General features: G+C 35.1%; 6 protein-coding genes. All 6 read right to left on the bottom strand.

What is annotated here, in order from left to right:
- Positions 1-751 precede the first annotated feature (751 nt).
- Positions 752-1,981 carry a dual-specificity RNA methyltransferase RlmN gene (gene rlmN / locus FNZ60_RS02560; protein WP_142416158.1) on the bottom strand — a complete coding sequence of 410 codons (1,230 nt, stop codon included), beginning with the start codon at positions 1,979-1,981 and terminating at the stop codon, positions 752-754.
- Between the two features lie 42 nt (positions 1,982-2,023).
- A complete protein-coding gene (locus tag FNZ60_RS02555; protein ID WP_142416288.1) occupies positions 2,024-2,527 on the bottom strand; it encodes an invasion associated locus B family protein in 504 nt (167 codons plus the stop codon).
- 1,132 nt (positions 2,528-3,659) lie between these two features.
- Positions 3,660-3,821 (bottom strand): hypothetical protein, encoded by a 162-nt coding sequence (locus tag FNZ60_RS09655; protein ID WP_185913462.1) that lies wholly within the window; start codon positions 3,819-3,821, stop codon positions 3,660-3,662.
- Between the two features lie 1,852 nt (positions 3,822-5,673).
- Positions 5,674-6,453, bottom strand: coding sequence for a hypothetical protein (locus FNZ60_RS02550; protein WP_142416157.1), 780 nt, complete (start codon positions 6,451-6,453; stop codon positions 5,674-5,676).
- A gap of 94 nt (positions 6,454-6,547) precedes the next feature.
- On the bottom strand, positions 6,548-7,255 hold the full coding sequence (locus FNZ60_RS02545) for a hypothetical protein (protein ID WP_142416156.1): 708 nt from the start codon (positions 7,253-7,255) through the stop codon (positions 6,548-6,550).
- Positions 7,256-8,490: 1,235 nt separating this feature from the next.
- A complete protein-coding gene (locus FNZ60_RS02540) occupies positions 8,491-13,455 on the bottom strand; it encodes a DEAD/DEAH box helicase (protein ID WP_142416155.1) in 4,965 nt (1,654 codons plus the stop codon).
- Between the last annotated feature and the right edge of the window lie 141 nt (positions 13,456-13,596).

Genomic DNA, 13,596 nt, shown 5'->3' with positions numbered 1-13,596 from the left:
AAAACTCTAAACATAGCGAAACTTTCTCATTTCAAATCTGTTTAGTTGAATTAAAACAAGTGTTTCCCCTTGTACATCACAAAAAACGCGTACATCATAAGAAGAAATGGAATTATCATATGGATAAAAACGACTAAAAAAGAATAGCTCTTATGAACCGTTTTAAACACCAAAAGCTGCTACAACATTCGTGTATAAAAAATAGAACGGCTCTAACAACTTAAATCTCTTTTAAATGTAAAGATGCAGAAGTACCCTACACTTCACAGAGGCTTTTTACACCTTATAGGCATTGTCACGAAATAAATATATTAAGAAATACTTTTAAAAAATATGTCAATGGACAGCACAATGGCATTTATATTTTAGACACCCTGTTTTATGGGGGAGTCGTTGTCTTATTAAAGAATGCAATAAACGAAAGCATGAGGCACAATGTACATTTCCACTCTTTAAAATATATGACCACAGATGTTTTTAAAAGTTATAAAAACGAAGTAAAGAGTGTAGCAGCGAAGTAGAAATGTGTCGCCCTTGAGACTTTCCTCTAAATTAGGCTCTTTTTTTTATTTCAGCAATTGCGAAAACAGACTTTATGTAATATTTTTTCCCCTATTGAACCTATAAAAGCTAGAACTATTCATCTTACTCTGATTCATTTTTATTTCACACATACTATCACATGAGATTTTGAATTGATTTATAGACAAAAGCACAGGCTTTATATCAGCTATAGCGCTAAAAATTACGTTCACGAATGACCAATGGCATTTTCAAGTTTCAAGCGTTCAGATTTCCGTAAACGCTCTGAAGCTGATTTAAGCTGTCCACATGCAGCTAAAATATCGCGCCCACGCGGCATACGAATAGGAGAAGCATAACCTGCTTGATTAACAATATCAGCAAAATGCTCGATTTGCTCCCAATCAGAACATTGATAATTACTCCCTGGCCACGGATTAAAAGGAATTAAATTGATCTTAGCAGGAATCCCTTTCAATAATTGAATCAATCGTTTAGCATCATCTAAACTATCATTGATATCCTTCAGCATCACATATTCAAAAGTGATTCGTTTTGCATTGGACAGACCAGGATAATTACGGCAAGCATCCATGAGCAGAGCCAGCGGATATTTTTTATTGATAGGAACAAGCATATCCCTCAGTGTATCGTGTACGGCGTGGAGTGAAATTGCTAACATCACACCAATTTCTTCCCCTGTTCGGATAATTCCAGGAACAACTCCACTGGTTGAAAGCGTAATTCGACGTTTTGATAAAGAAAGACCATCGCCATCAGAAGCAATCAACAAAGCTTTTTTGACTGCTTCAAAATTATAAAGAGGTTCTCCCATTCCCATCATAACAATATTGGTAATTTTGCGTCCTTCAACGGGAACAATTGCTCCATCAGGAGTATTTTTATCAGGAAAATCACCCAAACAATCACGCGCAACCAATAATTGTGCCAAAATTTCTTCCGCCGTCAGATTGCGAACAAGCATCTGCGTTCCTGTATGGCAAAAAGAACAGGTTAACGTACACCCCACTTGCGATGAAAGACATAAAGTACCACGTCCTTCTTCAGGGATATAAACCGTTTCAACTTCAACAGGCCTGCCAGCCCCACGCGCTGGAAAACGTAAAAGCCATTTACGTGTGCCATCCTTTGATATCTGTTCTCCAACAATTTCTGGACGTGCAATGGAAAAATGACGTTCAAGTGTTTCCCGCATTACTTTAGAAATATTCAGCATTTCATCAAAATTTGAAACGCCACGGACATAAAGCCAATGCCAAAGCTGACGTACACGCATACGCGTTTGACGTTCTGGTACACCAACTGTCTTTAAAGCTTGTACCATTTCATCTTGCGATAAGCCAATTAAAGAGAGCTTAGAACTCTCCTTTACCACCACATTATCTGTTTTTCGCGCAAAACATGAACCAACTGGTCTAAGGTCATAAGAAATGGCCATTGCTTTCCAATTCACATCACTATTTTAAAATTTATCAAAATCTTAATGGCACTTTTGAGCTGCATTTAAGGCAGCAGTAACCCCTTTTAAGGAATAAGTATAGGTGGTATGCGTTCCCCGTCTTGATATCGCTTTTACTGTCATATTGTTTCCAGCACGCATAGCAGAAACCAGCTGCTTTTCTAGCTCTGATGACGCTAACCAAGCTGAAGAATCCTTCGTGAAAAAATCAAAGTCCTTACCTCCAATGGTTACTGTCACTCTTGACCCCTCTTGAAGCGTATAACCAGCCATAAACTGAGGTTCAAACGAAATAGGCGATTGAGAACGCTTAGTAACTAAGAAAAAGTTATCACCATGATTAACTGTTGTTGGAAGAGATTTCAAAGGAACCGATAACACATAACAAATCGTATTTTTTGGCGATTTATAAGAATAGGCTCCCCACGCTTCAAATTGATTTAAACGGCTTGGCGCTTGTGCATATGCTGCCCCCGCTGTAATCAGAACCATTACAGACGCAGCAATAACAGTTTTCTCAAACATCTTCATTTAGCTCACTTCTTTAGTTTCTAACAAGATTCTCTTCATCGGAAAAGTCCAACAAAAACTCTTTGATACTATGTATAATTATCCTAATTCCCTCAATAAGCGAAATATTTTCACACCAATCAGAATAGTTTTTACGTTTCATTGTAACCTTTTAGTCGTTACAAAAATATGAACTTTTTATTCAATAATCACATTAAAAAATAGCAAGTTTGATTTCATACCACTCATTTCGTTTTTGTATAAAAAACGATTTCTTTAAGCAATAGGACCTCAAAACAAGATAAAGATATACCACCACTCTGTTAAGAAATAAACAATACTCTTTATATCACAAGCAATCTGCTGAAAAATATCGAAAATACACCTTGTACTCTCTCAAAAAATTTCACAGCCCTATACCCTATCGCTTCTCGACGTTATATATTCAATACATGTATTTTCGTAAAATAATCCACCTCTTATTGGTTATAGTGCATTCATACCTCATATTCAATATCGTCTCGACATCACTTTTTCACAGTTTTCAAACGATCTTGCAAAAAATAGTCAAGTATTATCAATATATTAATAACGAAATATAGAGACTTTAGATCTGTCTTAATAATGGCATGCAACTTTGTTTCTTATGATCCTATTTCCCCATATATCTCATCTCCAATTGTTAATTTCTAAAATTATTTTAACCACTCGTAAAAGCTTAACCATATTATGAGTGCATTAAAGAATATCTTCCTTCCTGTTACCAAAAACTTCTGAAGAATTCTTTTGTCTCGTTTCCTTATCTTATTTTTAGGTAATTTATAAATGAAAATATAAAACTTTTTTCTACAGTAGCCCCAAACTCTCCACCTTATCCTTTTTAAACAACATTTTAATTAATTTAAAGCGTCATTGAATGAGTCTTCTCATAACCTCCTTTCACCCAACCTAAAGTGATCATTTTCATGCGTACCGTACAAAATTGCTTTTTCGCATGAGCTTTATACACCTATAGATATATATATAACAATTTGATTTATAATAATAATTTACTGTTTTGTATGTTGAATGAGGGCCCCGAATATCGTAAGATTCTCTCATTTCAAATCTGTTTACGTGGCATCAGCCAAAATCCTTCGCTTGCCCATTAAAAGCGTGGATAAAAAACTATACAAGAAAGGACTAAAAATGATTTTTCGTAAATCGTCTTACAAGCCCAAGGAGTGGTCAACAAGCGGGCACCATCATTATATTTGCCAACCCCCAATGTTGCGACAGATCTTGCATTAAGACGATTCATAAGAGCCATTTTAGTCCTTTCTTATACAAATTTGATCCACACATTCATCCCGCTTTTGACGAGCAAGGGAATGATTTTGATTGATGCCACGTAAACAGATTTGAAATGATTAGAACCTTACGTTATTCGAGGGTCTAATTCAATATGAATAACGCTATATTATCATTATAAATCAATGTCTTGCAACAACACTCAACGGCTGGCACAAGTATATGATGGTTCTGGCTTGCTCTTTCATAAGCGTAAAAGTGTGGGGTGCAATAGGTTTTATATTATTTCTAAGGGAGCTTTATCGTGATATCATTCATGGTCGGTACCATAAAAGGAGCTTGGGTGCGCTTTGAGAGATGTCTCTTTAAAACAAGTCCGTGACATGGAACCAAATGTTGCATAAAAAAACAATAAAGTCAATATGTTGAGTGCAATTATTTTATATGAATCCACTTAAGAATCCACACTTTTATACGTGATTCATTTGATCATTTTTTATAAACAATTGCCACGTATGAATAGACCATAAAAAGTAAATCACGATTGAAATGAAAAGCAGCTATCATTCATAACAGTTCATAAATTTTATGATACGTTTTTATTACTCACAAATCGCATTGTTAAAAATTTAATCATTTGAAATTTTCAATACCATACGTTTAAAGATCACAGCTTGTTTTAAAGCTTGGATTCTTAATCGCATAACAAAGAACAAATTAACATTTACCAAAATTGAGAAGCGTAAAATCTAAAAATATTATATTAACATTAGATCATTCTATAAGAGGGTAATCATTTGAAACTTTTATAAGCTTATAGATTTTCATTTATTAAGGGGGCATAAAATATTTAAAGATAAGATCAGTTTTATAACCACGGTATTTTTTTACCGAGGTACGAAATAGCAGATATGAAATTCAAAACGTTATATCTTATGATAAGAGAAAGCCTTTTTATAACGGGTGCAAGCAAGCTATCAAAAGATGTTTTAAAAGTTATCGTTTAAAAATACAAAGTTAAATGGGGGCACCTATTAAGACAAAGATAAGCAAGCAAAATTCAAAACCATTGTAGCATCATAAAGGCATGGGATTTTACTTAATTTTTAGAAAAAACAATGCTGTTCAAAAATGCTCTATTTTAAAATTAACGCCTCCAAAATTGGATTGGTTAATTGAGTGCAAAATGAAAAGATGCTTATAAGAACCTTTTTAAGTGAACGTTTAAACGTTTGAAACATAAAATGAGATCTTTATAAAAAACGTTTAAAATCTCTTTTTATAACAGCTATATTTAGTTATCATTTGCTTTTAAAAAGGTTTCATTTACGAAAAAAAGAAGATCTAGATTTCACAGCAGAGCAAATCTTAAAAACTTATATTTTATAAAAGCATTTTGATTTGTTTGATAGGTTTTGATTTTAGAATGTCAGTTATTTGAATTCACTCAACTTAATTTTGAGCTTAGTAGTAATTGAAACGTTTTAAAGAAGCATTGTGATTATGTGCTTTATTTCAAATGAATCTCTTTAAAGAAAAGAGCATTTTATTAATACGTTTGATAGCCATAACAAGCGTTTATATTTTCTCTCATTCAAATGAATGCTATCAAGATGATACCCATATCATTTACGTTCCTTTTGATAAGTTTTCATAACGACAATAAAGCGCTTGCAATATGATACGTTTTGTATATAGGCATGCATTATTGATTTCGTTTGTATGAATCATTTTTATATACCTCCGTTAAAAAGCCGCGTCATATCAATTGGCACGGCTTTCTTTTTGAATTCTCTTTTTTATGATACGTTTTAAACAATGTATTTTATAATGCGTTTATAGCCATAAAGGCGCCCCCCATGCGCCGTTCTTTATTCTATTTCATCAACAATCTTTACAAGATTATCGCTTTCATAAACTTCATAATTTATAGGAACTTCCCTTACTTTGCTTTTCTTGGTTAATTTCGCATTGCCATAAGCGCGACCCCAGACCTTGGTATAGAATAAAACCTTGGCATTGCCAAAAACAGAGCCATAAATCTCAGCACAACCACCCACCAAAGCACCGCCATAGACCTTGCCATGTATTTTTGCACGACCATTAATAAGGGCATAATTATAAACCTCGGCATAGCTATGAATACGAGCCGAGCCAGCAACAATGGCACGACCATAGACCCTTGCATAATTAAAAACCGTAGCATCATAAGAAACATGAGCATGATCATGAATATGAGCATCAGCAAAAACGCAAGCACCCCCACTTACATGGGCATACCCATAAACATTGCCATAAACACGGGCATTGCCATAGACACAAGCATGGTCATAAACCCTTGCATATTGAGAAATGAAAGCCTTGCCATAGATTTCACAATTCCCATAGACTTGACCACATACTTGAGAAAAATGCCGTATTTTTGCATTGTTATAGACATGGGCATAGCCATAGACACAAGCATTATCATAAACCCAGCAATTGCCATCATGGGATAGATTAGCTTCCTTTTCAATAAAGCCGCCTAGAGAACCGGCTTTAACATCATCAAAATCTTTTAAAGCACGAATGCGATAAAGATTTATAATATTTCGAGTACGTGCGTGTTTGATTTTTTTAATTTCGCTGGTTAATTCATATTTTTTAGACATAAGAATACCCTCACAACCTAATGTGATAAACATTGGATAAAATTTGGAATGGAAAATTTAAAAGAGGGGCGCCCCCGCCGCGCCCGTGCTTTATTTAAGCAGCGTCATTTTCATATGCGCTGTCATCATCATAGCCATAATCATCATAATATTCATGACGATAATAATCATCTTTACTACCAAATCTTGGAATTGCCTCATCATGAATTTGATCATCAGAAGTTAAAGAGGCGGCGCTATGAATATAAGAATCGCCAGAGACAAGAGCACCACATACAACCGCATCATCATAAACTTGAGAATAATCACATATATAAGCACCATCACTTATTTTTGCATTGCCACCGACATGAGCATTATCACAAATGACAGTCTCATCAGAAATATGCGCATGCCCACTTACACGGGCGTTATCATAAATTTTAACATTACCTTCAATTATAACGGCATTTTCAATATGAGCATTGCCATAAATTTTAGCATTGCCATAAACATCGACAAAAAAGCTTTTTATTTTAGCATTCTCAAAAACCCTAGCATTTTGAAAGACGCGTGCTTTATCATAAACCCAGCAATTGCCATCATGAGAAAGGTTATCTTCACTTTCAATATACCCCCCGAGGTCGCCTTTTTTGACATCATCAAAATCTCTTAAAGCTCTAATTCGCTTTAAGAAATGACCATCTATATATTCACAATCATCAATAAATTCGTATTTTTTTGCAGGCTCTTGTTTATTAACAGAAGCGGTTTCATTTGAAATGGAAGAAATAACGGAGGTGTTTTTTGAGACATTTGTCATATTTAAAACCTTACGAAATTAGAGTTTTTAATTGACACCCTATAAGGGCATCGGGCGCTAAAAACACGGTCGTAAGTCCGTTGCTTATACTTTTCCCTCGCGAAGGGTATTGTATGGTATAAGCACACCCGACAGAGTCATTATATGCTAATTATAACATAAAAGACAGCCAGTATTTCTAAGAATGGGAAAAACCTTACGTGGTTTAACCGCTTACGATTTAGTGTTTTTAATCACTTGATTATTTATATAATCAAAATACGTATTTATTGTCAAATAATATTTTATCTTTTTTGATATTTTTTATGATTTTTTTAAATGCATTGTGTGCAAATATTTATAATATGATTATTAATTGCTTCTTTTTTATTATATGCTTTTAAAGCTATATTATGGGTTTTATTAAGCGATTGCGTTATTTTTTGAATCTATACATTTATAATATTTAGAAACGCTCTCATCATGCGTATTTTTAACTTTATAACCTATCATGTTTTTTACTAAATGGTTTTAAAGATTTCTGTTAATTTCTTTTAATAACACATTTGCAACTTAACAGCCTTTTATAGGAACTGTCTTTATAACCAATGCTTTCATTTGTATTTTGATTATGAAAGCCTGCGTTTTTCACGCGTGCTTTATAGCTGTTATAATTTTTATAGCCACCGCATTATTTTTCATTTTCATAAGAGAGATTATAAATAGGATAATTGTGATTTATAGCTTGTTATGAAAGCATCTAAAGAGAGATTGCTAATTATAGAGATGAGCAAAATCCCTTTTAATAGACTTTTGTCAGTCTTGTCAGTTTTGTCAGTTCTTTTTAGCCCCCCCTTTCTATATATTTTTTAATCAAAAATAAAAGTTATTATATTTCAATATGTTAGTATTTTAATGATACAACTTATATCGACAACACAACCTAAAAAACAACCCATAGTATATTTTTGAAGGTATTTTGAGAGTTTGAGAAACCTTCAAAATCTATAAGAAAAATGAATATACAAATCTCTCTTTAAACAAAACTTTTAAAAAGGATAAAGCTATCATTTGAGATTAGGACATAACCTCTTAAAGGTAATCAAAATAAATGTGTCTAAAAGTGCAAAGCTTCTTTTTTTAGAATAACACATATAAACACTTCTTTTAAGATTGTATCTAATCAACTTACAAAAGAGGTATAGATTATAATAGCTATATCCTATACCCCTTATGAGTTATAAGGTCTTATAAGTCTATTCAGTTTCTTTAAGTTCTAATTTTGGTAAGTTCTTAACGATTTTCATTGTCTCTAAACTTACGGTAATAACCCTTTGAAACAATTCTAGAGGGTATGCAGGGTTTCCAACGGTCTCAACAGCATAGCGATTGGCATCATTAACAATACCACTCTTTTTATCTGTTTTTACACATTGACGCCCCATAACCCATTCAAGAGCAGGCCTACCATTGACGATATAGTCATAAGCCTCTAGAGGGATATCTGTCATTGTGATGTTGCTGTTGTAAATAACCGTTGTTTTATCCTTTTCCTTACTATTCTTAATTTTTGCGAATTTCATTTCTGTAACATAGTAAAATTTCTCAAGATTAGAGATATCAGTTAATTTTGGATTGCCTTTTTTAAATGTGACTGGATAAGGTTCCACATCTTCATAATTCACGTGTAAATGACCTAATTCACGTCCTGCTGTAACAAATTTCCAAAAATCATCAGCAGTTTTTACACAAGGGATACGAGGTAATTCTTTGCATAAATTATGAGCATAACGGGCACGATAATCTTCTGAATGAAGTAAACCGTAAACATAATAGAATAGATCATCTTTCGTGATTTTTTCATTAGGATAAGCCGCTTTAAAATAATCTAGCCCTTCATCCGTAATGGCATCACGTCTCTGTAAACCAGCACTGTTCCTTTCCTCTGTAGAAATTAAAAATAAATGAGTTTGTTTTTTATTTTTTAAGGATTCAGTATCTTCATAAAAATATCTTGGGAAACATTGACCACCACCATCCATCATATTAAAATCGGGCAAATTCTTCGTCATAAGAACAGAAAAACCACTTCTTGCTCCTACAGAAGAAATTTGTATTATTCTATTTTCAACCGCTTGCTCCATAGGAAATATATGCGGTATTTTGGCAACCATTTCATTAAAGATTCTATCATAATAGAGCCATTGCTTTGTAAAGGGACGATAAAGACTTTGAATAAGGCATGCATTTTCAAACTCAAAAAACTTTCCTCTGACTAATTCTTGCTTAACATTATTGCTCCAACTGATTTTTTTTCTATCTGCATTGACAAAATCATTTACAGCATTTGCGCGTGTTTTACGGTCAGCATGTAGATAAGCATTATTAAAGCGTTCTACTTCGCTGTTATAAAAGGCAATCATATTCCTCATATTTTTTGCGAGAAATTCACAGCTTGAGTTATAAGCCCAAGCATCACGACTGGTTATAACACTAAGAGAAAAAGTGTCGAATAGCTTTTTATTATCAGCCTTTTTATCACCTATAGCTAAGAAAGCATTAAAACTGTCATCACGTTGACCAAGCCAATCACCATGCTTGTCTGGTGTAATCATTTGCCAACCTTGCTTACGTGTAATACCATCAATACTACCAAGGGTCTCGATTATCGTAAGCTTTTCTTCTCTTTTAAGGTAATCTCCAATATCACGGAAATATATTTTTCCACGCTGTTGAAATTCTGGATTTTTTACGAGAATAGAAATAGCGATAGGCGCCCGAGAACCTTCTCCAAAAATCTTACCACCTTCTTTTCGAGAAAGTTCTCCAGAAGTTCGTTGATTACCTCGTAAATGGAAAATATAAAGGCTGCTAAATTCCTCAACAAGGCATTTGCGTAAACCGTCCATAGAACTTCCATTGATAAAACCGGCATTTGTGACAAAACCAATTACCCCAGCATTATCAATCCGATCACTAGCCCAGCGAATAGCGCGGATATAACTATCATAAAAATTTCGCATATTCACTGCTTTTGATTGAGCAGCATAAGTTTCATTGATACGTTTATCTAAAATAGGATAAGGAGTATTCTTTGCATTATCATTAGCGTTTTTTTGTCCAACCGAATAAGGGGGGTTACCAAAGATAACTTCAATATTCAGTTTTTTCTGGTGTTCTAAATATTCACTGTTCTCTTTAAATAATTTTTGTAGCAGATTTCTCTCTTCCAACATCCGAAACGTATCGGTTAAACCAATATGCTTAAAGGGAATATACTCTCCTTTCATAAGACTATGATAAGTCGATTCAATGTTAATGGCGGCTATGTAATAAGCTAAGAGAACAATCTCATTAGCATGAATATCATGACGGAACTTATATTCCATATCTTCTGGTTTTATGAGATTGGATTGTAACAACCGTGTGATAAAGGTACCTGTACCCGTAAAAGGGTCAAGAATAGAGACACCCCGTGATCCTAGACTTTTGCCAAATTCATTGCGTAAGACATCATCAACAGAGTGAATAATAAAATCAACAATCTCAACGGGGGTATAAACAATCCCAAGCCTATCCGTGGTTTTCTTAAATGCCTTGGTAAAAAAATCTTCATAAAGTTTGATAATAAGGTTCTGTCTTGCTTGGGAGGTTGTAATTCCAGAGGCACGGAATTTTACGCTGTCATAAAACTCTTGTAATTCTTTAGAGACTTGCTTGATATTGGTTTTATCCAACTCAGCTAAAATCTTTTCCATGGCTTGTGAAATGGCATTGTTTTGCACAAATTCATTGCCGTCAAACAAAGCTTCAAACACGGGGCGCGTCACAAGATGTTGTCCTAACATCTCAAGCGCTTCCTCTTGTTTGATTTCACTGTTTAAGTTGTTTTTTAATTCCTTATGGAATGCATCAAAGGCATGATAGGCTTCACTGGTTTCATCGGATAGGACATCTTTAAGATGATTGATATGGTTTTGTGCAATCTCAGCAACATTGCTAGCCCATATGCCCCAATAATCCGCAAGAGTAAATTTCTTAGCCAAAAGGGTTTTAAGGGCATTGGGAAACTCTTTATAAAAAGGTAATCTTCCGGTTACGCTATGAATATAGCGTTGTGGTTCATAAGCTGCTTTTCCAATATCAAGACCCGTGCTTTCTGGTTTCTCATAAACATAGAGTTTATCTTCAACCGTCGTCATACTCTTTAAGGCAGCAATCTCTAAAGTATGACTAACATCTTGACCTAAAATCATCTGATTAAGGGTTACTTCAAAGTTCTCATCATGGGAAAGCAACGCATTGATCACTTGCCAGACAACACTGTATCTCTTGTTGTATTTTAAAACCTCTTCAGCAGAAACCCCAGCAGGTACCCCAACGGGTAAAATGATATAACCTCTCTTCTTGCCTTTGGAACGACGCATAATACGCCCCACCGCCTGTATCACATCCACTTGGCTTTTGCGCGGGTGTAAAAACATAATCGCATCAAGAGCAGGAACATCGACACCTTCAGATAGGCAGCGCACATTGGTCAACACACGACACGTATGCTCCCCCGCATCTTCCTTTAACCAATCAAGAGCTTCGTTACGTTTCTTGGCACTTTGTGTTCCATCAATATGCGCAAAGGTACATTGAAGAGGCGGCGTTTCTTTATAGAGCTTATGAAGATTTAATAGTTCTTTCTGTATGTCTTGAGAGTTAAATGTATCACGGATACGTTCAGAGGTCTGGATATCTTTACAAAAAGCCAAAGCCCGCCGCATAGGCTTGGGGTCATCACTCAAATCAACTTTCAGATCTATTTTACTCAGAGCTTGATAACAGCCTATAATCTTAGTCTTATCATCAAGGATAAGTTCATAATTCTCATCGGTCATCAGATGTTGAATGGATTCACTCACTTCCTCTTCATTAACACCCAAGATAATAATCTTATAAGGGACTAAGAGTTCATTCTGGACGGCTTTTGAGAATGTATAGGTGTAAAGCTCTTTTCCATAAAGCGCTTCATCATCCATAGACGCCAGAATGCCATTCATTTCATGAGCTTGTTTTTTAGCATTGTCAGCAAAGATCTTAGGCGTTGCTGTCATATATAGACGTTTTTTGCCGCCAATGATGCTGTTGTCATGAACCTTGATAAATTCAGATTCATGCTTGTCTGTTCCCAATACAACCCCCGTCGTCCTATGGGCTTCATCACAAATGATCAGATCAAACTCGGGTAATCCATGCTCTCTTTGCGCATCGGAAATCACTTGAATGGAATGGTAAGTCGAAAAGATGACGGTCATCACATCAAGAGAGGTTTTATTGGCTTTACGTGCAAGCTCTTGTGAATCCGTGGTAGCGGGCAAAACAAGATCAGAAGCATCAAGACCAGATTCATCATCATGTTTCCCTTTACGACGCTTGCCTACTTGTGTATCCGAACACACCGCAAAGGAACGCAAAGGGATTTCTGTATCAATGGTCCATTCACGGATTGTTTGTGACATCAAAGCAAGAGAAGGGACTAAAAACAACACACGCTTGCCTTTTCCGGCGAGAGTTTCTGCTATTTTAAGGCTAGTAAACGTTTTCCCCGTACCACATGCCATAATAAGCTTGCCACGGTCTGCTTCTTTTAAACCTTCACAAATAGCTTTCAGTGCTTCTTTCTGATGATCTAAAAGCTTTTTTTTCGGTTGCTCTTTAAGGACGGCTTGTCCTTTTTCTTTATAAGCCCCCCAATCAATTTGACTGTTTTCTAAATCAAACAGATTAATCTGTTGAATACGAACCTCTTGACCATCACATGTGTTGTTCGCATTATCACTCCAATTGCTTTCAGTGCTATCAACCAGTATGCGACGTGTGAAGATCTTTTTGCCAGAGGCAGCGATAAAACTATCAATATCTTCTTTTTTAATGATGTGAGAAGCATCATAGCATTTACATTGAATAGCCGCATAGCCGCCGTCATCACGGATTGTAGCGACCAGATCAATGCCAATATCACGCCCATCTTCATCATGCTCGTTAGCCCATTCCAAATAGGTTTGAACCTTTTCGTATTCTTGCTTTTGTAATGGGTCTTCAGACAGATAATCCTTCACAAGATTTTCAAACAGAGTTCCCAATTCACGGGGTGATTTTGCTCGTTGACGATAATAGTCCAACAGAGAGCGTAAAGAGACGTGTTCATGATTAGATTTGTGAGAGCGAAGCATAAAGAATAAACTCCATGACAAAATATTCTACGAATTAATTCTTTTCAAAAGAATCGAAATGAAGCTTATTAAATACGTTTTGAATGAAATGAGAAAAAATGCAGAAAAATGCTAAAAAAGCTGATAATTTTTTCAAAAGAG

The organism is Bartonella massiliensis (assembly GCF_902150025.1).
GTDB classification, from domain to species: domain Bacteria; phylum Pseudomonadota; class Alphaproteobacteria; order Rhizobiales; family Rhizobiaceae; genus Bartonella; species Bartonella massiliensis.
Note: the sequence above shows the minus strand (reverse complement) of the source record. Positions and strands in the feature narration are given on the sequence as shown.

Bases quoted from the DNA above. Each gene is read 5' to 3' on its own strand.
- rlmN (WP_142416158.1), bottom strand. From the start codon at position 1,981: ATGGCCATTTCTTATGACCTTAGACCAGTTGGTTCATGTTTTGCGCGA.
- FNZ60_RS02555 (WP_142416288.1), bottom strand. From the start codon at position 2,527: ATGTTTGAGAAAACTGTTATTGCTGCGTCTGTAATGGTTCTGATTACA.
- FNZ60_RS09655 (WP_185913462.1), bottom strand. From the start codon at position 3,821: ATGGCTCTTATGAATCGTCTTAATGCAAGATCTGTCGCAACATTGGGG.
- FNZ60_RS02550 (WP_142416157.1), bottom strand. From the start codon at position 6,453: ATGTCTAAAAAATATGAATTAACCAGCGAAATTAAAAAAATCAAACAC.
- FNZ60_RS02545 (WP_142416156.1), bottom strand. From the start codon at position 7,255: ATGACAAATGTCTCAAAAAACACCTCCGTTATTTCTTCCATTTCAAAT.
- FNZ60_RS02540 (WP_142416155.1), bottom strand. From the start codon at position 13,455: ATGCTTCGCTCTCACAAATCTAATCATGAACACGTCTCTTTACGCTCT.